The sequence below is a fragment of the Mesorhizobium sp. M1A.F.Ca.IN.022.06.1.1 genome (assembly GCF_003952605.1).
GTDB lineage: Bacteria > Pseudomonadota > Alphaproteobacteria > Rhizobiales > Rhizobiaceae > Mesorhizobium.
Map to the genome: position 1 here is coordinate 5,196,267 of NZ_CP034455.1, position 21,682 is coordinate 5,217,948.

Here is a 21,682-nt window from a genome sequence, read left to right on the forward strand (position 1 = left end):
CGAGCTGCGTTAAGAGGTGGAGTCAGTCGATCACCAGCGGGAACAGGACGCCGCCATTGTTCCAGAGGTTGGTCAGCTCGCGATCCATCTTGTAGGGCGACTCCTTGCCGAGATCGCGATCGAATATCTCGCCATAATTGCCGACCTTCTTGATCACGTTGTAGGCCCAGTCGTCAGGAAATCCGAGACCCTTGCCCATGCCTGGCGCGGCACCGAGGAACTTGGCGACTGCCGGCGACGTGGGCTTGGCCTTGATCTCATCGACATTTTTGGACGTGATGCCTTCCTGCTCGGCGAAGAGCAGGGCGGAGAGCGTCCAGTTGGCGACGTCGACCCAGTTGTCGTCGCCTTGCCGCACGATCATGACCTCGGGTTCGACGGCGAGCACGTCGGGCAGGATCACGTGGTCGTCGACCTTGCCCTTGGCGACACGCGCGATTGCGAGAACTGGCCCCCACTGGGCATACATGTCGCAGCGCCCCGAAAAGTATGCTTGCTCGAGCTCTTCCGTCTTTTCGATGACGACAGGCTCCAGCTTGATCCCGACCTTCTGCGCATAGGCCGCGACCTGCTGCTCGATGGTCGTCCCCGCGGGGATGCAGATCGAGCCGCCATCGGCGTCCTTGAGCGACTTCAGATTGAGCTCCTTATGCGCCATCACCTTGGTCGTTCCGAGGTAATAGGACATCGAGAATTGCAGGCCGAGCTCGGTATCTCGGCTGAGCGTGCCGCCCGACGCCTTGATGATGATGTCGACGTCCCCCGACTGCAGCGACGGCCAGCGCTGCGCCCAGCTGATCGGGACGATCTTCAGCTTGGCCGGGTCGCCGAACACGGCGGTCGCCACCGCCTTGCAGAGGTCGATGTCCATGCCCTTCCAGTTGCCCTTGTCGTCTACCTCGGCGAAGCCGAGATAGGAGCCGTCATGGCCCGTGCAGTTGAGCAAGCCGCGCGCCTTCACCGTTTCCAGCGTCTTGCCGCCCGCCGCCTCGGCAGGCGCCGCAAAATGAACCAGGCCAAGGGCCATGGCTGCGGCCCCCCATTTCATCATTTTCATGTTTGTTGTCTCCACTGTTGAGGTTCACTTGTTCTTGTTGTTGGAGGCCCGAAACACGCGCTTCGGCCCTCGGTCGCGAAGCCGCTCCTAATCGGAGAGCGGTGTCGGTTTCGGCAGAGAAAGCTTGAGGTCGCTGCCCCAATCCTGCTGGACGAGCCAGCGATGCAGGGCGGCCACCGCCTTCACGCGCAGATGCCCGCGCGGCATGACGAGGTAGAAGCCGGGGACTTCTTCCGGCTTCATGTCCGAGAGGGCGTCACGGCCAAGTGGCGCGACCAGCGCGCCCGACCTGAAGTCCTCCTCGGCATCGATGACGGAAACCAGGCCGACACCGATGCCTTGGAGCGTCGCACGGCGCATGGTGGCGGCGTCATCGAACCCGATGCTGCGGTCGCCCTCAGCCAGTTCCACTCCGAGGTGCCGCAATATGTCGGGCCACAGCCGCTTCGACTTGACGGTGTCGAGCAGCGTGAACCGCGTCAGGTCCTGCGCCGACTTGATCTTCTCGCCGATCGCCGGGGTACAGCAGATGATCTTCGGGTCCGGCACCAGCAGCGTGGTCTCGTAGTCCGGCCAGTTGCCATAGCCCCACTGCACCGTCATATCGATGTCGTCACGCCCAAAATCGGGCAGGTCGACCATCGTCGTCAGGCGCAGATCAGCGCCCGGCAGGATCTCGCGGAACAATGAAAGCCTGGGCAGCAGATAGTGCGTTGCGAAGTAGGGGCTGGCATTAAGATTGATGCGGTCCCGGTAGTTCGATTTGGTGACGCGGCGAACGCCTTCGGAAAATTCGTCGAAGCCGGCTTTGACATAGTGCGAGAGCAGGATCGCCGACTCAGTCAGTTCGATCGAGCGCCCCTTGCGCTCGAACAGCGTCACCTGCAGCGTGTCTTCCAGGAGCTTGATCTGCTGGCCGACGGCTTGCGGCGTCACCAGGAGCTCGTCGGCGGCCTGCCGGAAGCTCTTGTGCTGTGCGACGGCGTGGAAGACGCGAAGCGCATTGAGCGAAGGAAGGCGAAGCTTGCCGGTCATCGTGAGGTCCGCCTCCTTTCGTTCGAGACTCCGTTGATCATGCACTGCTGGATTTCAGGCGCCGCCGGCTTATGAAAACCGATTCAGGCGTAGATGTAACCGCCTGAGACGATTACGTTTTCACCGGTCATATAGGTGTTCTTCGGGCCGCCGGTCATGAGCACCCACTCGGCGATCTCGGTCGGCTCGGCGCCGCGGCCGAGCGGGCTTGCCTTGGTCAATTCCTCGAGAAAACCGAGCGCCTTGGCCTTCTCGGTGGCCATGCCGGCGGGCGCGACGGAATTCACCAAAATCCCGTCCTTGGCGACGTGATGGGCAAAGGAGCGCGTGAGGCTGACGACGGCGGCCTTGGTCGCCGCATAATGGGCGTTCTGCGGATGCGCCTTGAAGGCGTCGACGGAAGTGAGGTTTACGATCCTTCCACGCACATGCGCTTTTGGCTCTTGCGACTGCATGTGGCGAACGGCCGCCACCATCATGTGGTACGTGCCCTTGATGTTGATGCCGTTGGAGGCGTCCCACTCGGCGTCGGTGATCTCGAGGAGCGGACGCCGAGGATAGATCGCGGCGCAATTGATCAGCGTGTCGACGCGCCCGAGCTTCGCGACAATGGCGTCGAAGGCGGCGTGACACTGCGGTCCGACCTGGATGTCGCAAGCTGCGGCAGCCGTGGGCAGGCCCTTGGCTTTCGCCGCGTCGAGAGCGCTCTCAGCGGCTTCCTGGTTGATGTCGATGATGGCGATCTTTGCCGCCCCGGCCTCCACAGCCATGCGGGCGAGAAGGGCGCCAAGGCCGGCGCCGCCGCCGACGATCAGAACGGAAAGATCCTTCATCGCAGTTTTCCTTACTTGGTGCCGCTGGGCGAGGTCGGCCAGGTCGGCATGATGTCGAAACGGGTAACGTCGGCCCATGCGGGGAGCGCCAGCACAGCGACGACCATCCTGCCCACGTCGTCCGGCTGCACTACTTTTCCGGCGTACATCGCCGCCCGGGCGTCGGCGTCGAGGATGCCTTTGTAGAGCTGCGTCTCGACGCGACCGGCGACGATCTCGGTGACGCGTATGCCGGACGGCGAGAGGTCGGCGCGCAAGGCAGCGGCAAAGCCGGAGATCGCCGCCTTGGTGGCCGAATAGACGGCGATGTTGGAATAGGCCGCGTGGCCGGCGGTGGAGCCGGTGAACAAGATGTGGCCGGACTGGCGCTCGCGCATCTGCGGCACGACGAGGCGGGTGAGCAGGATCGCCGCGCTGAGGTTCACCTCCAACGTGGTGTCGATGTCTGCGATCGTCATGTCGGCGAAATTGCCGAGCGGCGGCATGATGCCGGCGTTGTTGATCAGTACATCGATTCTGAGATCGGCCAGGACCGATTCCAAAGTCTCGCGGTCGGTAACGTCAACGGCGATCGGCAGGATGCCCGGACGCTCGGCCTGCAGTTCTTTGAGCGCGGCCTGGCTGCGGCCGACCGCATAGACGTCGTAGCCGGCGTCGCTCAACGCGATGGCGATGGCTCGCCCAATGCCGCTCGTCGCACCTGTGATGAAGGCTGTCGTCACGTGGGCTTCCCCTTATTGCCTGATCTTCAGTCTGCGGCCTCGACCGGTGACGCGAAACCAAGAAAAGCAGCAAAAAGGAAAGATAAACTTTCGCGAGCCTTTCCGGCAGTTCAAACGTTCCACGCTGCCTGCGCGGCCTCCAACGCTGCGAACCAAGGGAAAATCATATCTTCGGCGCGCGGGAGAGGATTCCCGGTCGTCGGTGGAACAAAAACACGGCTTTCGCTATGCACAGCAGGTCGCATTCGGTGCCGACGCGAAAGATCGACCCCGTCGCGCCTTACCCGGCCGTTGGTGCAGGCCTTTTCATTTCGGTGAAGAGCGAGGCTGCGGCGGCCTTTTGCTCCGCGTCGGTCGCCTCGACTCCGGAAGCCCGCGCCAGGGCGCGAACGCGCCCGAGGCTGTTGTGTAGATGCTTGCGCATGGCCTGGCGGGCCTTGCCGCCGTCCTGTCTTTCGATGGCATCGACGATGGCTTTGTGCTCGCTGTGGATGCGAGCGTAATAGCTGTCCTTCAGGGCCGGCTCGACGACATAGCCGAGCTGGAAGCGCGGCACGATCATCGGTCCGAGATAGGCCAGGAAGCCATGGATGAATTCGTTGCGCGCGGCTTTGGCGATCGCGAGGTGGAAATCGTAGTCGTAGTGGATCTGGACGGCCGCCGGGTCGGCCTGCTGCGCGTCGATGTCATCCATCATGGCACGGATGGCGCTCGCCTCCTTGTCGGTGCGGCGTTCGGCGCAGAGCCCGGCGGATTCGACTTCGACGCTCAACCTGAGTTCGAGCAAGGCGATGGTTTCCGGCAAGGTTCTCAGCGCCTCGTCCGGGATCGAGAAATTGCGCGGCACGGGTGTTTCGCTGACGAACATGCCGCGACCCTGCTGCGGCACCACCATGCCCTCGGAGCGCAGCCGCGCCACGGCTTCGCGCACGACGGTGCGGCTGACATCGTACTCGGCGCAAAGCTCCGCCTCGGTCGGCAGTTGCGCGCCCGGCTGCAACTCACCGGAGCGGATTTTTTCGGCCAGGCTCTCCGCCACGACGGTGGAAAGCGGCTTGCGCTTCGTCATTCAGGCCTTCCGTTCAAGTCCAGACTAGGGCCGTTCAAGTTCAGATTCGGGATGATGCCCGAACCGGCGAGACCATTCAAACCGCCGCGGTGACGATCAGTTCGACCAGCATGCCGGGCTTGGCCATCCGCCCCTCGCCGGAAGAGCGTGCCGGCGCATGCTCTTTCGGCATCCAGGCGTCCCAGACCGCATTGACCTCGTCGAAATCCCGCACGTCGTCCAGCCACATCTGGACGTGGAGGATGCGGGTCTTGTCGGTGCCTGCCGTGGCGAGTAGCGCATCGATCTTGGCGAGCACCTCGCGCATCTGGTCGGCCGCCGGTTGGCCCGGCTTGGCAACCTGGCCGGTCAGGTAGAGCGTGCCGTTGTGGATGACGCCATGATGGATGCGGGTGTCGAAGTCGAAGCGCTGGATATCGCCCACTGGATTCTTCCTCGTCAGATTGCCGGCGTCTGCCGGATGGGGTTGCCCTGCAGGTACTGCGCGTACGGCGCCTGGACGAGCCAGCCCGCATCGACGGGCAGCGTAACGCCGGTGATCGAGGCGGCACGGTCGGAGCAGAGGAACAGCGCCGCCTCGGCGACATCGCGCGGCTCGACGAAGCGGCGCAGCGCGGTGGTGGCCTGGATCGCTTCCGGGTTGCGTTCGCCCTTGGCGATCCTGGCCTTCAGCGCGTCGGAGAGGGTATAGCCCGGCGCTACGGCGTTCACACGGACTCCATGCGGGCCGAGTTCGGCAGCCAGGATCTGGGTGAGCGCCAGGACCGCATGCTTTCCGGGCGTGTAGGCCGGAAGCGACAGCGGCGCGAAGGAGGCGAGCGAGCCGACATTGAGGATCGCGCCGCGTCCGGCGGCCGACATCAGCCGGCCGAACAACTGGCAGCCAAGCAGCGTGCCGCGATAGTTGATCCGCCAAATCTGCTCGTCTTCGGTGAGGTCCTGGTCGAGCACATGCTTGCCGCTCTGCAGGATGCCGGCGCAGTTGACCACGACATGAGGGGTGCCGAACGCATTGCTGACGTCTTGCGCCAGCGCCTCGACGGAAGCGGGATCGCCGACATCGGTCTGGACAAACACGGCGCGTGGGGCGCCGGCGCTCTCGCAGGCCTCGGCTGCTTCCTTGCCGCGGCTCGCGTCCCGGCCTGCGACGACCACCTGGTAGCCTTCCTCAGCGAAGCGCTCCGCAATAGCGCGGCCGATCCCGGACGTGCCGCCGATGACGACCGCGGTCGAAGCCTCAGCCATTGTGGCGCTCCTTTCGCTCGATGTCGAAGAATGCGGCCATGGCCTCGACCTGGAAGTCCATCATCGGGCGTCCGGGCTGGATGCGGCAGCCGATCTCTTTCGCCGCCTTGAGCAGGGCCGTTTCGGCCGGCTCCATGATGATGTCGACCACGGTCATCTCCGGCGTCAGCTTGTTCACATCCATCGGCAGCGGATCGCCGGCCTTCAGCCCGGAGGGCGTCGCGTTGATCGCCATGTCCATTCCGGACGGATCGGGTTCGCCGACCTCGATGCGGCAATCGGGGAACGACCTGCTGACCAGCGAAGCGAGCTTTTGCGCGCGTTCCCTGTCGATGTCGGCGAGGCGGATCTCCGTCGCGCCTTCCTCGGCGAGGCAGTAGGTCAGCGATGCGCCCGCACCGCCTGCGCCGACCTGGAGGATGCGCCTGCCGGCGATCCGGTGTCCGCCGGCCTTCAAGCCGTCGATGAAGCCGACGCCGTCGAAATTGTCGGCATACCAGGTGCCGTCCGCCTGCCGGCGCACGGAATTCGCGCTCTGCACGCGCGCGGCGCGATCGTGGGCGGCGGCGCATTTGTGGTAGACCGGGACCTTATAGGGCACCGAGATGATGACGCCGCGGATGTTCTCCGCCGCCGTGATGCCGGCCCAGAAAGTATCGAAATCTTCCGGACGGCAGCTCAGCGGCACCATCAGACTGTCGAGCCCCTTCTGCTCGAAGATCTCGTTGAAGATGCCAGGGCTTTTCGCGTGGCCCACGGGATGGGCCAGCATGACGAAGACATCGGCCTTGCCGGTTCCGCGCATCGGTTATTCCTTTCCGTTTGACAGTTCATGATCGCTCAGGACCTCGAGAGCCCGGACGAGCGACGAGTGGTCTGCTTCCGCGCCGCCCGGGCGGGCCGCACAGGCATTCATCAGTTGCTGCGCCAGCGCCGTGCTCGGCAGGACGGCTCCAAGCGCGCGGGCGCTTTCGAGCGCGAGGTTGAGATCCTTCTGGTGCAAGCGGATGCGGAAGCCCGGGACGAAGGTGCGGGCGATCATGCGCTCGCCATGCACTTCGAGCACGCGGGACGAGGCGAAGCCGCCCATCAGCGCGCTTCGGACCTTCGCCGGATCGCAGCCCGCTTTGCTGGCAAAAACAAGCGCTTCGGCAACGGCTTCTATGTTGAGCGCGACGATGATCTGGTTGGCTATCTTGCAGGTCTGGCCGGCGCCGTTCTTCTCGCCGATCAGGGTGATATTCTTGCCGAGCTTTTCGAAGATGGGCAGCGCGCGCTCGAATTCGGCAGCCGGCCCGCCGACCATGATGGTGAGACTCGCCGCTTTTGCGCCGACCTCGCCGCCGGAGACGGGTGCGTCGAGGAAGCCGCCTCCCGCTTCCCTGAACTTCGCCGCGAATTGCGCGGTGGCGATCGGGCTGATCGAGCTCATGTCGATGACCAGCTTGCCGGCTGAAATCCCTTCGAGCACGCCACCCGGCCCGAGCAGGACGCGCTCCACGTCGGGCGTATCGGGCAGCATGGTGATGATGATTTCGCAAACCCGCGCCACTTCCGCCGGGGAAGCCAGCACCGACGCTTTCAGATCGGCAGGCAGAGGAGAGCGATTGAGCACCGTGACGATCTCGTGCCCGGCATCGGCAAGATGCCGCGCCATGGGCGCGCCCATGACGCCAAGTCCGATGAAACCGATTTTCATGCGCAACTCCCGTGCTCGCCAGAGCGTCTTGCAGCTCAATGGAGGCGTATGATATAGGACATCATACAAATTTCAATGCCTCTTCCACTGGAGACCGATCGCAAATGCAAGAGCGCGTCAATTCGCTGAAGGCGGCCGTTAAGGCCGACCGGCCTCATATCGGCATCTGGTGCTCGCTGGCTTCAGCGCTGACCACAGAAGTGGTGGCTGGTTCCGGAGCGGGCTGGCTGCTGATCGACGGCGAGCACAGCCCCAACGATCTGCGCAGCATCATGGCGCAGCTTCAGGTCGCTGCGGCATTTCCGTGCGAGGCGGTGGTGCGCCTGCCGTCCGACGATCCCAACCTGATGAAGCAGGCCCTGGATGTCGGTGCCCGCAGCCTGATGATTCCGAATGTGCGCACGCCGGACCAGGCGCGCGCAATCGTCGCGGCGATGACCTATGCTCCGGGCGGCTTCCGCGGCTTCTCGGTCGGCCATCGCGCCAACGCCTTCGGCCGTATCGCCGGGTATCATGCGAAAGCGCGCGAGCAGCAGCTGTTGGCGGTGCAGATCGAGGACGCGGCCGGCGTCGCCAATGCGGCTGAGATCGCAGCGGTGGATGGCGTGGACGTTCTGTTTGTCGGGCCCGGCGATCTTTCCACGAATATGGGCGCGATGGGCAATCCCGGCGCTGCGCATGTGCAGGAGGCGATCGCTTCCGTGCGCAAGGCCACGGCCGCGGCAGGCAAGGCGAGCGGGATTTTGGCTCCCGTGAAGGCCGACGCCGACCGCTATCTCGCCGACGGCTTCACCATGGTTGCCGTCGGTTCCGACCTCGGCCTGCTGGCGCGGGGCTCGGACGCCCTGATTGCGTCCTTCAACCTCTAGACTCGGGAGACGGCCGTGGCGATCCCCCTTACAAAGCACCCTCGCGCTACGCCTACGACATCGTCATCGTCGGCGGTGCCGTCATCGGCTCGTCGACGGCATATTGGCTGAGCCAAGCGCTGGGCAGCGGCGCCTCGATCCTCGTGGTCGAGCGCGACTCCAGCTACGAATTCTCCTCGACGGCGCTCTCCACCAGCGCCATCCGCCAGCAATATTCCAATCCGATCAATGTGAAGATCAGCCAGTTCGGCATCGAGATCATCCGCGGTTTCCAGGAGCGGATGGCGCCCTTCTACACGAACGAGCCGGCGCCCGATCTCGGCTTCAAGGAGCACGGATATCTCTATTGCTGCTCGCCGGAAGGCGTGGAGGCGGCCAAGGAGCGGGTCGAGCTGCAGCGCAGCCTCGGCGCCCACACCGTCTTCCTCGAGCCGGGTCCGCTGAAGGAACGCTTCCCCTGGCTGAATGTCGACGATCTCGGCGGCGGTTCGTGGGGTGCGCGCGAAGAGGGCTGGTTCGATTCCATGGGCATGTTGAACGGCTTCCGCCGCGCCGCCCGCGCCAGCGGGGTCGAGTACATCGACAATGCCGTGACCGGACTGGATGTCGTCGATGGGCGGGTTGTCTCCGCTCGGCTGGCGACCGGCGAGACAGTCGCTTGCGGAACCCTGGTCAACGCCGCCGGCCCGCGAGCGCAGCAGGTCGCTGCCATGGCCGGCCTTTCCATCCCGGTAGCCCCGTACAAGCGCTACAGCTTCGTCTTCGCCAGCGCCAACCCGATCCCTGGGCGAATGCCCAACGTCATCGACCTTTCCGGCACTTTCGTGCGCCCGGAAGGCGAGCTCTTCCTCACCGGCAACACGCCGCAGGGCGACGGGCCGGCCGATTACGACGATTTCGAAATGCATTTCGAGGAGTTCGACGACTATATCTGGCCGGCGCTGTGGCACCGCATTCCGGCCTTCGACGCGCTCAAGGTCCAGACCAGTTGGACCGGCCACTACGAATACAACATGCTCGACCACAACGGCATCGTCGGCTTTCACCCGGAGGTGAAGAACTTCATGTTCGCCAACGGCTTCTCAGGGCACGGCCTGCAGCAGTCGCCGGCGGTCGGGCGGGCGGTGTCGGAGCTGATCGTTCACGGCGCCTTCCAGACGCTGGACCTGTCACCGTTCTGTTACGAGCGCATCCCGCGCAACGAACCGTTCCTGGAAGAAGCGGTGATCTGAGCTGTTCCGGAGAATTTCACTCGGCGGCCTGAACGTGCCGGGCGTCGATGATCGCCCTTATCTCCGAGCGGCACGACCCGCAGTTGGTTCCGGCGCGCAGCGTCGAGCCGATCGCCTCCAGACTGTCGCAGCCCGCAGCGACCGCCGAAGCGAGCTGGTTGACGCCGACGTGGAAGCATGAGCACACGACCCGCCCGATGGCGGGTATTGGCGCTGGCGAACGCCCGGAAAGAAGCGCATGGCGATCGCCTGCCGACAGCGGCTGGCGCGTGGCCAGCAGCGAGATCAGCCAGTCCTGCGTCGGCAACTGGTCTGGAGCGGCGACGAGCACGGCCTCAGCCATGGCGCCGCCTTCGTCGATCGCAGCGGCGCGATAAGCGAGCCCGCGGCGGTCGGTGTATTCGAGCAGTTGATCCTGCCGTTGAACGCCGAGCAGCTTGCGCGCCAGAAGAATGCCCTGGTCCGGCGGCTCGGTCCCCGTCAGTTCGTAGACCCAGCCGCCTTCGACCGTGTAGCGGCTCCAGTGGACGAAACCCGTCGGCCTGAGATTGCGCCGCGTGATGAGCACGCCGGCCCATCCAGTGTTTTCGCGCACGATTCTGGCTGGGACATGCTTCAGTTCCGGCTGGCCGGAATGCGGGTCGGTAACAGGCGAGGACAGCAGGCCGGCGGCGGCCCTGGCCGCGAACTGGCCGCTCCAATGCATGGGCATGAAGGCATGGCCGCGCCGCTGCGCGTTGGCCACTCGTACTCTCGCGCGCACGAAGCCGAAGCGCGTCGACAGATGGGCAAGGTCGCCATCCTTGAGCTGGTGCGCGGCTGCATCCGCCGGATTGAGGTCGACCGCCGGTTCGGGCGCGTTGGCCATCAGGCGCGGCACGGTGCCGGTACGCGTCATGGTGTGCCATTGGTCGCGCAGCCGGCCCGTGTTCAGGGCAAGCGGGTAGTCCGCATCGACTGTGAACGCCGTCGCCTCCTGCCGCACCGGCACGAAACGCGCACGGCCGTCCGGTGTCGGGAAACGACCGTCGGCAAACAATCTCGTCTGGTACTCGCGCCGTTCTGGTGTCGGCCAGTGGCGCGGCGCGAAGCCGGCATAGCCCGCATCGCTCATATCCGCCAGGCCGCCGAGATCGAACAGGCGCCCCCCATTGTTCTCGAAAGCCGAGAGCGCGGCATGCTCGCGGAAGATTTCGGCCGGCGTCTGGTAGGCAAAAGCATCGCCGAAGCCTATGCGCGCGGCGACCTCGCAGATGATGCGCCAATCGGCTTTCACGTCGCCCGGCGACCGCATGAACGGCCGCTGACGCGAGAGGCGCCGTTCCGAATTTGTGACCGTGCCGTCCTTCTCGCCCCAGGCAGCGGCGGGCAGCAGCACGTCGGCATAGCGCGTGGTGTCGGTGCGGGTCACATCCGAAACCGCGACGAAATCGCATTTGGACAGGGCGGCGCGCACGCGCGACGCGTCCGGCATGCTCACCGCGGGATTAGTGCCCATGATCCACAGCGCCTTGATGCGGCCGTCGGCAACCGCCTGGAACATGTCCACGGCCTTCAGCCCGCCGCGTCGCGCGATTCCGGGCGCCTTCCAGAAGCGGGAGACCCGCTCGACAGCGGCCTGATCCGCGAAGTCCATGTGCGCGGCAAGTTGGTTGGCGAGGCCCCCCACCTCGCGGCCGCCCATGGCGTTCGGCTGGCCCGTGACCGAGAACGGCCCCATGCCTGGCTTGCCAATGCGGCCGGTGGCGAGGTGGCAGTTGAGGATGGCGTTGACCTTGTCGGTTCCATGTGCCGACTGGTTGACGCCCTGGCTGTAGACGGTGACCGTCCGTTCGGTGCCGGCGAAGATCTCATAAAAGGCCTGGACATCCGTGGCCGCCAGCCCGCAGCCTTTTTCGACGCGCGCGACCGACGGCGCATCGGCACCGGCCAGCGCGGCAGCGGCTTCGAAGCCCGATGTGCTGGTGCGGATGAAATCCGCGTCGATCTTTCCGCTCTGGACGAGATGCGCCAGAAGGCCGTTGAACAAGAGCACGTCCGTGCCCGGATCGAGCGCCAGATGCAGGTCGCATTCGTCGGCCGTGGCGGTGCGGCGCGGATCGATGACGACGATCCTGGTTCCGCGTTCGCGCTGCGCCGCAAGCATGCGCTGGTAGAGCACGGGGTGGCACCATGCGGTGTTGGAGCCGGTGAGCACGATCAGATCGGCGTGCTCGAAATCCTCATAGACACCGGGAACGATGTCCTCGCCGAAAGCGCGGCGGTGGCCGGCGACCGACGAGGCCATGCACAGCCGCGAATTGGTATCGATATTGCCCGAGCCGATAAAGCCCTTCATCAGCTTGTTGGCTACGTAGTAATCTTCGGTAAGCAACTGGCCGGAGACATAGAAGGCAACCGAGTCCGGCCCATGCTCGGCAATCGCACGCGAGAATTTCGCGGCGGCGAGGTCGAGCGCTTCGTCCCAACTCGTCTGCCTGCCTTGGATTTCCGGCTGAAGCAAGCGGCCCTCGAGGCCGAGCGTTTCGCCAAGCGCGGCACCCTTAGAGCAAAGGCGGCCGAAATTGGCCGGGTGCTCGGGATCGCCGCGGACGGTTGCCTTGCTATCCGCGGCGATCTCGGCCACCACGCCGCATCCCACCCCGCAATAGGGGCAGGTGGTCCTCACCTCGCGTGCTTCTTCCATGGCTCAGGCCGCTTTCGAGGCCAACGCTTCGAGCGCAATGAACAGCCGTTCGCCTTCGATCCTGACCGGGATCGTCCTAACCGAGCCTTCGTCGGCGCCGAGCGCCTTGCCGGTCTCCAGCGAGATCACCCAATTGTGCAGCGGGCAGGTCACCGCCGCGCCATGGACGATGCCCTGGCTGAGCGGCCCGCCCTTGTGCGGGCAATGGTCTTCGATCGCAAAGACCTGGTCATCCGCGGTGCGGAAAACCGCGATCTTGCCTTGCGGGATGGCCACGCAACGCGCGCCGCGGCGAGGGACGTCGGAAACGGAGCCGATTGCGATCCAGTTCATTGGGGCACTCCCGTATTTGCTTGATAGGCGAGCGTCCAGGATGGCGCGAACTTCTCCATCACTCGGCCGCCTCGGCGAACCCGACCGAGGCCAGCGGCCGGAACTCGTGCTTGTCCTTGCCGGAGACGCGTTCGGACCACGGGTCGACCTGCGCGAATTTCTGCGAAAAGACGAAGCGCTCGAAATAAGCGCGGCGCTTCTCCACGTCATCCAGGATCTGCTTTTTGATCTCGGCGGCACCGACGCGCTTGGCCCATTTGTAGATGCGCTCGAGGTAGCGGGCCTGCTCGCGATACATCTGGACAAGCGCCACGATCACCTCCAGCGCTTCGTCCTCGGTCTTCACCAGGCCGAGCACTTCGGTGCCCTTGATGTCGAGGCCGGCGGCGCCAGCGAAGTGGATCTCGTAGCCAGAATCGACGCAGACCACGCCGACATCCTTGCAGGTCGCTTCGGCGCAATTGCGCGGGCATCCCGAGACCGCCATCTTCACCTTGGCCGGGGTCCAGGAACCCCACATGAACTTCTCGATGCGGATGCCCAGCCCCGTCGAATCCTGGGTGCCGAAACGGCACCAGTCGGAGCCGACGCAGGTCTTCACCGTGCGCAGGCCCTTGGCATAAGCATGACCCGAGACGAAGCCGGCCTTGCCGAGATCGGCCCACACCGCCGGCAAGTCCTCCTTGCGGATGCCAAGCATGTCGATGCGCTGGCCGCCGGTCACCTTCACCGTCGGGATGCCGAACTTGTCGACCACGTCGGCGATGGCGCGCAATTCACCGGCGCTGGTGACGCCGCCCCACATGCGCGGCACGACCGAATAGGTGCCGTCCTTCTGGATGTTGGCATGGACGCGCTCGTTGATGAAGCGCGACTGATAGTCGTCGGCATATTGGTCCGGCCAATCGCAGACCAGATAGTAGTTGAGCGCGGGCCGGCACTTCGCGCAGCCGCAGGAGGTCTTCCATTCGAGCTCCTGCATGATGGCCGGTATCGTTTTCAACCCCTTCGCCTTGATCAGGCGCCGCACGTCGTCATGACCGAGGCTCGTGCAGCCGCACATGGGCTGCACGGCCGCCGGATTGTAGGCCTCGCCCAGCGTGAGTTTCAGGAGTTGTTCGACGAGACCCGTGCACGAGCCGCACGAAGCCGAGGCCTTGGTGTGGGCGCGCACGTCGTCGAGCCCGGTCAGCCCTTTGCCGGTGATCGCGCCGGTGATCTTTCCCTTGCAGACGCCGTTGCAGCCGCAGATTTCCGCATCATCCGCCAGTGCCGCAACGGCCGCCAAAGGGTCCGAGGAAGCGCCTCCCTGGAATGCCTGGCCGAAGATCAGCGTGTCGCGCATCTCCGAGATGTCGGTCGCCTTCTTCTTCAAATCGTTGAACCAGGCGCCGTCGCCGGTCTCGCCGAACAGCACCGTGCCGATGATGCGGTTGTCCTGCAGCACGACCCGCTTGTAGATGCCGGCCGATGCGTCGCGCAGGATGATCTCCTCGCGGTCGTCGCCGTCGGCAAAGTCGCCGAGCGAATAAAGGTCGATGCCGGTGACCTTGAGCTTGGTCGGCGTGTCGGAATGGACGAAGCGCCTGTCCTCGCCGTTCGCCAGCCCGGCTGCCGCGACGCGGGCCATCTCGTAGAGGGGCGCGACCAACCCGTAGACATGGCCGCCGACCTCGGCGCATTCGCCGAGCGCCATGATCGCCGGATCGGATGTCTGCATGCGGTCGTCGACGACGATGCCGCGATTGACTTCCAGCCCTGCGTCCTTGGCCAGCGCGATATTCGGGCGGATGCCGACCGCCATCACGACCAGCGTCGCCGGAATGATCGTGCCGTCCATGAGTTCGACGCCCTCGACTTTGCCATTGCCGACAATGGCCTTGGTGTTGGCCTTGGTCATGACCTTGATGCCGCGCGCCTCGACGGCCTTCTGCAGCAGATAGCCGGCAGCCGGATCGAGCTGGCGCTCCATCAGTGTCGGCATGACGTGCAGGACGGTCACGTCCATGCCGCGCTCTTTAAGCCCGGCCGCCGCTTCAAGGCCGAGCAAGCCGCCGCCGATGACGATCGCCTTGGCGCGCGACTGCGCGGCAAGCAGCATGGCGTTGACGTCGTCGAGATCGCGGTAGCTGAGCACGCCCGGCAAGTCCTTGCCTGGCACCGGGATGATGAACGGCACCGAGCCGGTGGCGATGATCAGCCTGTCGTAGCCTTCGGTCACGCCGTGGTCCGAGGTGACGGTCCTCGCGTCGCGGTCGATGGCGACGATCCTGTGGCCCTTGTAGAGGGTGATGCCGTGCTTGATGTACCAGCCGTCGCCATGGATGACGATTTCCTCGAACTCCTTCTCGCCCGAAAGCACCGGCGACAGCATGATGCGGTCGTAATTCACGCGCGGCTCGGCGTTGAAGATGGTGACGGCGTAGCGGTCGGGTGCAGCTTCCAGCAGGTGCTCGAGCATCCTGCCGGGGGCCATGCCGTTGCCGATGATGACGAGTTTCTCGCTCATGTCCGGTCAGCTCCGATCTATTCGGCGGCGTAGGTGAGGGGCGCGGGCTTTACGGCGGCCGCGCGCTCCATCCGGCGGATGGTGGCGTGCATCCAGAGAAGGCACGAGACCACGATGACGAACAGCAGCATGAAGCAGCTCGACCAGACGCCGGTGAGGTCGTTCAGCGCGCCGAAGGCGATCGGCAGGATGAAGCCGCCGAGGCCGCCGATCATGCCCACCACCCCGCCGACCGCGCCGACGCTCTGCGGGTAGTAGACGGGGATGTGCTTGTAGACGGCGGCCTTGCCGAGGCTCATGAAGAAGCCGAGCACGCAGGCGACGGCGATGAAGGCGAGCGGGCCGATCTCGACATGGAACGGGATCGGCCCGCTGATACCGCGCACGACGTAATCTGCCGAGGGGAGAGACAGAACGAGGGTCGCGACGGCAGATACGGCGAAGGTCCAATAGAGCACGGTACGGGCGCCGATGCGGTCGGAAAGCACGCCGCCATAAGCGCGGAAAATGCTTGCGGGGATCGAATAGGCGGCCCCGATCATGCCGGCGGTGGCGATGCCGAAGCCATAGACGCCGATCAGATAGCGCGGCAGCCAAAGCGACAGCGCCACGAACGCACCGAAGGAGAAGAAGTAGTAGAAGGCGAAGCGCCAGACCTGCAGGTTCTTCAGCGGCGCGAATTCCTGCCAGAAGCTTCTCGCCGGTACTGCCTTACCGGCACGGCGCTCGCGGATAACCGGATCGTCGCTGGTCATGAACCAGAACACGCCGGCCATGACAACCAGCGCCGCGGCCCAGATCAGCGCGACCGACTGCCAGCCCCAGGCAATCAGTACGAGCGGCGCCAGGAACTTGGTGACCGCAGCGCCGACATTGCCAACGCCGAAGACGCCGAGAGCCGTGCCTTGTTTGCGCGCGGGGAAGAAGCGCGAGACATAGGCGACGCCGACCGCGAAGGAGCCGCCGGCAAGCCCGACGCCGAGCGCCGCGACCAGCATCTGTTCATAGGTATGTGCAAAGGCGAGCAGGAAGGTCGCGACCGCCGCCGCGAGCATGGTCATGGTGTAGACCAGCCGGCCGCCGTAGCGGTCGGTCCAGACGCCGAGCACCATGCGCACGAGCGAGCCGGTGAGGATCGGCGTGCCGACCAGCAGTCCGAACTCGGTCTCGTTCAAGCCGAGCTCCTGCTTTATGCGCACGCCGATGATGGAGAAGATCGTCCACACCGCGAAGCAGACGGTGAAGGCGATGGTGGAGATGACGAGCGCCTGCCGGGAGCTACTGTCCTGGCTGGGCGCGGCTTGGAGGTTTGCGGTCATGGTCGGCTCCGTTTGCGGCGTGGGAGGCACCGCGTGTTGTGTTGATCAAAGGCTCGGCATCGGTCAGCGCGCCGAGGCTGGGACCTGCGCGGTGACTTGCGGACCCTTGGCCTCTCTGTCGTGATTGGTGGGAAACAGCAGAAGCGCGGCGGCGAACCCCACCGCCGTCAGGATGCTGCTCGCCAGGAAATCGCGGCGGGTGAAATCCTTTAGGGAAGCGCCAGTTCCGATCCGTTTCGTCATCGTCGTCTCCGTCCGGCGCCGCCTGGGATCGGCGCCTTCGATTGCGTTTCGGTCCAAAACAAAAAAGCTGCCGACCAGGCCTGTCGCGTCCGTACATCCGGGACACGCGTCGACCTGAGCGGCAGCTTTGCCTGTGGCGCCCGCCATTGGACGCCTGTTCTATTGCCCGCGAGGGGCGCGATTATCTTAAAGCACGAAGCGTGCCAGTTTTGCGTGGAAGACGGATTTCCAGGAGAATCAAAGCGGTAGGCGCTTCAGGCGCCGGCCCGGCCGAGCCGAGACACGGTCAAACGTTGATCAAGGGAGCGGGCAGGGCGCACAAATTTTGTGCAATGCACAAGAATGGCGCGCAAATGATCAGTCGCGATTCTGGGCCGCGATGTAGGCATCGATCCGATCGGGATCGAAGATCTGGCCGTCGAAGAATCCGTCCGGGCCGAGCACAAGGCTCGCCCCGGCCGAGCCGACCGGCGTCGCGGTCTTCAGCGCGCCTTCCACTTTGGCGTTGGCGCCGGGCAGGGCCACGCCGAGCGGCTTCAGCGCCGAGCGGTAGAGATCGGGCCGGTAGCAGTCGCGGGCGATCGCCAGGTTTTGCGGCGTATGCGGCAATTGTCCCCAGCGCACCATCTGCGTGTAGAACCAGAGCGCATGGCTCTTCCAGGGAAAGTTCGCCGCCTTGTCGAAGGGCAGGAAGAAAGCCTCAACGCTGCGCTCCGGGCCGCCGCCGAGCTGAAGTCGCCCGGTGAGTGCCGGCATCTGGATCGCCTCCGGCTGCCCGAGGAACGCAGGCTTGGCCATCAGCGCGGCCAGCGCGCCGCGGTTCACCGGATCCTGGCACCAGCGCGCGGAGTGATGCAGCGCTCTCAGCAACGCCGCCAGCGCGTCGGGGTTTTCCTCGGCCCAGCTTCTGCGCGCGCCGATCACCTTTTCCGGGCTGTTGCGCCACAGCAGCGCCTTGACGGTGACGATGCGGCCGGTGCCGGCGGCGACGGCGGCACTGTTCCAGGGCTCTCCGACGCAATAGCCGTCGATGCGGCCGGCGGAGAGCGCATCGGCCATGAAGGGCGGCGGCACGATGACGATCTCGACATCGCGGTCGGGATCGATGCTGCAGGCGGCGAGCCAGTAGCGCAGCTCGTAATTATGCCCGGAATGCGGATGGACGACGGCGAAACGCAAAGGCTCGCGGCCGGCGGCCGCCCGCTCGCGGATCAGAGCGCCAAGCGCCGTCCCGGCGCGCGCCGGATCGAGATCGGGCGCGGCCCCGTGCGCCGCCATGCCTTGCCACACCGCATTGGAGACGGTGACGCAGTTGCCGCCAAGCCCGAGCGAGAAGGGCACTATGGTCTCCGAGGCAAGCGGCGTGAGGCCGAGGCTGCAGGCGAGCGGCATCGGCCCCAGCATATGTGCCACATCGAAATGGCCGATGGCGATGCGGTCTCGGATGTTGGCCCACGAGGTCTCGCGATGCAGCTTGAGCTCGATGCCTTCGCGGGCGGCAAAGCCCATCTCGCCGGCCGCTACAAGGACGGCGCTGTCGAAGAGCGGCATGAAGCCGGCGGTGATCTCGTGCGCGGCAGTCTTGCTCATTTGCCCTCCAGCGGGCCCAGCAATCCCGCCGCCGTCACCAGGCTCTGGGCGATGTCGGCGATCTTGCGGTTCTGGTTCATGGCGGTCTTGCGAAGAAGCGCGTAAGCGGCCTCCTCGCTCAAGCCGCGCGACTTCATCAATATGCCTTTGGCGCGATCGACGACCTTGCGGTTCTCGAGCTCGCTGCGCGCCTCCTCCAGTTCGCGCGCCATGCGCGAGAAGGCGTTGAAGCGGCTGATCGTCATGTCAAGAATCGGCTTGATGCGCTCCTTCTTCAGCCCGTCGACCACATAGGCGGACACGCCGGCTTCGACCGCCGCCTCGATCGAGGCCCGGTCGGAGCGGTCGACGAACATAGCGATCGGCCGTTTCACTGCTCGCGAAAGCTGGAACATGTTCTCCAGCATGTCGCGGTTGGGGTTTTCGAGATCGATGACGATGACATCCGGCTCGATCTCGGCGATGCGCTTGGCAATGCCGGCCACGTCATGAACAACGGTGACATGGCGATGGCCGGCGTCCCGCAATCCGGCCTCAATGATCGAGGCGCGGATGCGGTTCTCGTCGATAACAAGGATGGTCAACGAACCAGCGGACATGCGCCCTATTGTGCAGCCCGGCCGGAATTGTGCAATGCGGTAGCGTGGTCCGCGGCGACTTTCCCACGCCCAAACGCCGCCGGCCAGTCGCCGATATTCGAAGCTTCTAATTTTCGAAGGCAGGTTTTTCGCTGGGCCAAAAAGGTCAAAAACGTATCAGTCGGCGCGGCGTGGCGAGGTGGCGGACATCCTTGGCCGCCGCTATCCTGACCCTAGATGAGCCGGAACAAACGGCCGCGGTTCGAAGGCTGGCGACAGCCTGCGGGAGGAATCGATGGGACCCGATCTGGAAGTCATACAGATAAGGCCTGGCGAGTCGTTCGCGGTGAGGTGGCATGGCTATCCCTACCATACGGTGCGCTGGCATTTTCATCCGGAGTACGAACTGCACCAGATCGTGGCGACCAAGGGCCGCTATTTCGTCGGCGACTTCATCGGCGAGTTCGAGGTCGGCAACCTCGTTCTCACCGGTCCCAACCTGCCGCACAACTGGATCAGCGAGGTTCCGGAAGGTCAGTCAGTTCCGCTGCGCTGCAGGCTGGTCCAGTTCAGCGAGGAATTCATCGGCGGCGCGATCGCCACTTTTCCCGAGCTTGGCGCGGTCTCGCCACTGCTCGAGCTCGCGCGGCGCGGCGTCCTGTTCAGCGCCAGTGTGAGCAGGGCGGTCATGCCGTTGCTGGCGGAGATCACGCATGCTTACGGCGTTCACAGGATCAGCCTGTTCATGTCGATCATGGAGGCGCTGAGCCGCGAAACTACGCCGCGCGTGCTCGCCAGCGAGAACTATCTGCCGGACCCATCCGGATACATGTCTGCGGGCATGAACCAGGCGCTCGCCTATATCCGCGAGAACCTGACCCAGCAATTCAACGAAGGCGATCTGGCGGCAATCGCGGGACAGACGCCGAGCGCCTTCTCGCGCTCGTTTCGCAAGCATACCGGCATGTCGCTGCTGCAGTACATCAAGCGGCTGCGCATCAATCTCGCCTGCCAGATCCTGATGAGCGACGAAGAGGCGCAGATCTCGGATATCTGCTTCGAGGTCGGCTTCAACAATCTGTCGAACTTCAATCGCCAGTTCCTGGCCGAGAAGGGCATGCCGCCCTCGCAGTTCAGGAGATTGGTTGCGGATAATTTCGCGGCCGCGCGCGCCGCATAGAAAGGAGTTCGGGAGGAGAAACAAGCCTTAGACAAGAACCAGGACGAAGCGGTGGGTCGCGCAAGCGAACCAGCGATGGACGAGTATTTCCTCGTGTCATGCCAGCGGGAGGAAGCCGTGAGGCTGCTGCACGAGTTCACTGGACTTCCAATCGGGTGCGCGAGCAGCATCCGCGACTCGATGTCGAAGTCCGTTTAGATCACACAATGGGAATTGGAGAAGACCTTATGTCCAGATACGTGTCCAGATTGACAGCAGCCGCGATGGCCGTCTCGAGCCTCGCTCTTGGGGCGACTTTTGCCAATGCGCAGGATATCGCCGGCTCCACGGTCGCGTTCCTGATGCCCGACCAGGGCTCGACGCGTTACGAAGAGCATGATCATCCGGGCTTCGTCGCTGAAATGAAGAAGCTTTGCGACAGCTGCAAGGTGCTCTATCTCAATGCGGACGCCGACGTCACCAAGCAACAGCAGCAGTTCAACTCCGTCATCACCCAGGGCGCGAAGGTTGTCGTGCTCGACCCGGTCGATTCCGCGGCGGCGGCCTCGCTGGTGCACAATGCGCAGGCTCAGGGCGTCAAGGTGATCGCCTATGACCGTCCGATCCCCACGGCCAAGGCCGATTTCTATGTATCGTTCGACAACAAGGCCATCGGCAAGGCGATCGCCGCCTCGCTGGTCGAGCATCTCAAGGCCAAGGGCGTGTCGAGCGACGGCGATGTCGGCGTGCTGCAGATCAACGGCTCGCCGACCGACGCCGCGGCGGGCCTGATCAAGGACGGCATCCATGAGGGTCTCAAGACCGGCAGCTACAAGACGCTCGCCGAGTTTGATACGCCGAACTGGGCGCCATCGAATGCCCAGCAATGGGCGGCGGGACAGATCTCGCGCTTCGGTAACAAGATCGTCGGCGTGGTCGCCGCCAATGACGGCACGGGCGGCGGCGCTATTGCCGCCTTCAAGGCAGCCGGCGTCGATCCGGTGCCGCCGGTGACGGGCAACGACGCGACGATCGCCGCCTTGCAGCTCATCATTGCCGGCGACCAGTACAACACTATCTCCAAGCCGAGCGAAATCGTCGCCGCGGCGGCGGCAAACGTTGCTGTGCAGCTTCTCAAGGGCGAGACTCCGAAAGCCGAGACAACGCTATACGATACGCCCTCGCAACTCTTCGTGCCGGCGGTGGTGACGCAGGAGAATTTGAAGGCCGAAATCATCGACAAGAAGATCCAGACCGCAGCCCAGCTCTGCACCGACCGCTACGCCGAAGGCTGCAAGAAGCTCGGCATTCAATAAGGAGCGATGCGGCTGAAGCCGCATCGTCTCCCAAAGCGATGCGGCTGAAGCCGCATCGTCTCCCAGAAGCGATGCGGCCCAAGGGTGCATCGTCTTCGAGGAGCGAGGCGGCGGAGCCGTATCGTCTCCAACAGCGATGCGGCGCAGCCGCGTCGCCTGCGATATGCTCGGCTGGCCCCGTCAGGGCT

20 protein-coding genes are annotated in these 21,682 nt (G+C 64.6%); 4 read left to right on the forward strand and 16 right to left on the reverse strand.

Annotated elements, in window-relative coordinates; translation table 11 throughout:
• Positions 1–22: 22 nt before the first annotated feature.
• The 9 genes from EJ078_RS24770 to EJ078_RS24810 form a co-directional block, all read right to left on the reverse strand.
• On the reverse strand, positions 23–1,057 hold the full coding sequence (locus EJ078_RS24770) for an amino acid ABC transporter substrate-binding protein (RefSeq protein WP_095802280.1): 1,035 nt from the start codon (positions 1,055–1,057) through the stop codon (positions 23–25).
• A gap of 87 nt (positions 1,058–1,144) precedes the next feature.
• Positions 1,145–2,092, reverse strand: a complete 948-nt coding sequence (locus tag EJ078_RS24775) for a LysR substrate-binding domain-containing protein (RefSeq protein WP_066992107.1) — start codon at positions 2,090–2,092, stop codon at positions 1,145–1,147.
• An 83-nt stretch (positions 2,093–2,175) separates the two neighbouring features.
• Positions 2,176–2,925, reverse strand: a complete 750-nt coding sequence (locus EJ078_RS24780) for an SDR family oxidoreductase (protein WP_095802281.1) — start codon at positions 2,923–2,925, stop codon at positions 2,176–2,178.
• An 11-nt stretch (positions 2,926–2,936) separates the two neighbouring features.
• Positions 2,937–3,647, reverse strand: coding sequence for an SDR family oxidoreductase (locus EJ078_RS24785; protein WP_127403156.1), 711 nt, complete (start codon positions 3,645–3,647; stop codon positions 2,937–2,939).
• Positions 3,648–3,927: 280 nt separating this feature from the next.
• Positions 3,928–4,716 carry a FadR/GntR family transcriptional regulator gene (locus EJ078_RS24790; protein ID WP_164757237.1) on the reverse strand — a complete coding sequence of 263 codons (789 nt, stop codon included), beginning with the start codon at positions 4,714–4,716 and terminating at the stop codon, positions 3,928–3,930.
• Positions 4,717–4,792: 76 nt separating this feature from the next.
• Complete coding sequence (locus tag EJ078_RS24795) at positions 4,793–5,140, reverse strand: RidA family protein (RefSeq protein ID WP_066992119.1); 348 nt, start codon at positions 5,138–5,140, stop codon at positions 4,793–4,795.
• 14 nt (positions 5,141–5,154) lie between these two features.
• On the reverse strand, positions 5,155–5,961 hold the full coding sequence (locus EJ078_RS24800; protein WP_127217406.1) for an SDR family oxidoreductase: 807 nt from the start codon (positions 5,959–5,961) through the stop codon (positions 5,155–5,157).
• Positions 5,954–6,766, reverse strand: coding sequence for a shikimate dehydrogenase (locus EJ078_RS24805; RefSeq protein WP_067328798.1), 813 nt, complete (start codon positions 6,764–6,766; stop codon positions 5,954–5,956). Before EJ078_RS24805 ends, EJ078_RS24800 begins: the two co-directional genes overlap by 8 nt.
• A gap of 3 nt (positions 6,767–6,769) precedes the next feature.
• On the reverse strand, positions 6,770–7,660 hold the full coding sequence (locus EJ078_RS24810; protein WP_127847209.1) for a 2-hydroxy-3-oxopropionate reductase: 891 nt from the start codon (positions 7,658–7,660) through the stop codon (positions 6,770–6,772).
• Positions 7,661–7,764: 104 nt separating this feature from the next.
• Here EJ078_RS24810 and EJ078_RS24815 point away from each other — a divergent pair, with 104 nt between their 5' ends.
• Positions 7,765–8,529 carry an HpcH/HpaI aldolase/citrate lyase family protein gene (locus EJ078_RS24815; protein ID WP_127214899.1) on the forward strand — a complete coding sequence of 255 codons (765 nt, stop codon included), beginning with the start codon at positions 7,765–7,767 and terminating at the stop codon, positions 8,527–8,529.
• A 59-nt stretch (positions 8,530–8,588) separates the two neighbouring features.
• Positions 8,589–9,761 carry an FAD-dependent oxidoreductase gene (locus EJ078_RS24820; RefSeq protein WP_208721679.1) on the forward strand — a complete coding sequence of 391 codons (1,173 nt, stop codon included), beginning with the start codon at positions 8,589–8,591 and terminating at the stop codon, positions 9,759–9,761.
• A 16-nt stretch (positions 9,762–9,777) separates the two neighbouring features.
• On the opposite strand, the gene EJ078_RS24825 is transcribed toward EJ078_RS24820, so the two are convergent.
• The 7 genes from EJ078_RS24825 to EJ078_RS24855 form a co-directional block, all read right to left on the reverse strand.
• A complete protein-coding gene (locus tag EJ078_RS24825) occupies positions 9,778–12,447 on the reverse strand; it encodes a nitrate reductase (RefSeq protein WP_127403482.1) in 2,670 nt (889 codons plus the stop codon).
• A 3-nt stretch (positions 12,448–12,450) separates the two neighbouring features.
• Positions 12,451–12,780, reverse strand: a complete 330-nt coding sequence (nirD, locus tag EJ078_RS24830) for a nitrite reductase small subunit NirD (RefSeq protein ID WP_127214902.1) — start codon at positions 12,778–12,780, stop codon at positions 12,451–12,453.
• A 58-nt stretch (positions 12,781–12,838) separates the two neighbouring features.
• Positions 12,839–15,289 (reverse strand): nitrite reductase large subunit NirB, encoded by a 2,451-nt coding sequence (nirB, locus tag EJ078_RS24835; protein ID WP_127214904.1) that lies wholly within the window; start codon positions 15,287–15,289, stop codon positions 12,839–12,841.
• 17 nt (positions 15,290–15,306) lie between these two features.
• Positions 15,307–16,608 (reverse strand): nitrate/nitrite transporter, encoded by a 1,302-nt coding sequence (locus tag EJ078_RS24840; protein ID WP_127403481.1) that lies wholly within the window; start codon positions 16,606–16,608, stop codon positions 15,307–15,309.
• 63 nt (positions 16,609–16,671) lie between these two features.
• Positions 16,672–16,851: a hypothetical protein gene (locus EJ078_RS24845; RefSeq protein ID WP_095802340.1), complete on the reverse strand. Its 180-nt coding sequence runs from the start codon at positions 16,849–16,851 to the stop codon at positions 16,672–16,674.
• A gap of 357 nt (positions 16,852–17,208) precedes the next feature.
• Positions 17,209–18,441, reverse strand: coding sequence for a CmpA/NrtA family ABC transporter substrate-binding protein (locus EJ078_RS24850; protein ID WP_095824986.1), 1,233 nt, complete (start codon positions 18,439–18,441; stop codon positions 17,209–17,211).
• Positions 18,438–19,040: an ANTAR domain-containing response regulator gene (locus EJ078_RS24855; RefSeq protein ID WP_127214906.1), complete on the reverse strand. Its 603-nt coding sequence runs from the start codon at positions 19,038–19,040 to the stop codon at positions 18,438–18,440. Before EJ078_RS24855 ends, EJ078_RS24850 begins: the two co-directional genes overlap by 4 nt.
• A 274-nt stretch (positions 19,041–19,314) precedes the next feature.
• Here EJ078_RS24855 and EJ078_RS24860 point away from each other — a divergent pair, with 274 nt between their 5' ends.
• Both EJ078_RS24860 and EJ078_RS24865 read left to right on the forward strand, forming a co-directional pair.
• A complete protein-coding gene (locus EJ078_RS24860; RefSeq protein WP_066992353.1) occupies positions 19,315–20,199 on the forward strand; it encodes an AraC family transcriptional regulator in 885 nt (294 codons plus the stop codon).
• Between the two features lie 227 nt (positions 20,200–20,426).
• Positions 20,427–21,494: a sugar ABC transporter substrate-binding protein gene (locus EJ078_RS24865; protein ID WP_066992156.1), complete on the forward strand. Its 1,068-nt coding sequence runs from the start codon at positions 20,427–20,429 to the stop codon at positions 21,492–21,494.
• Positions 21,495–21,682: the final 188 nt, after the last annotated feature.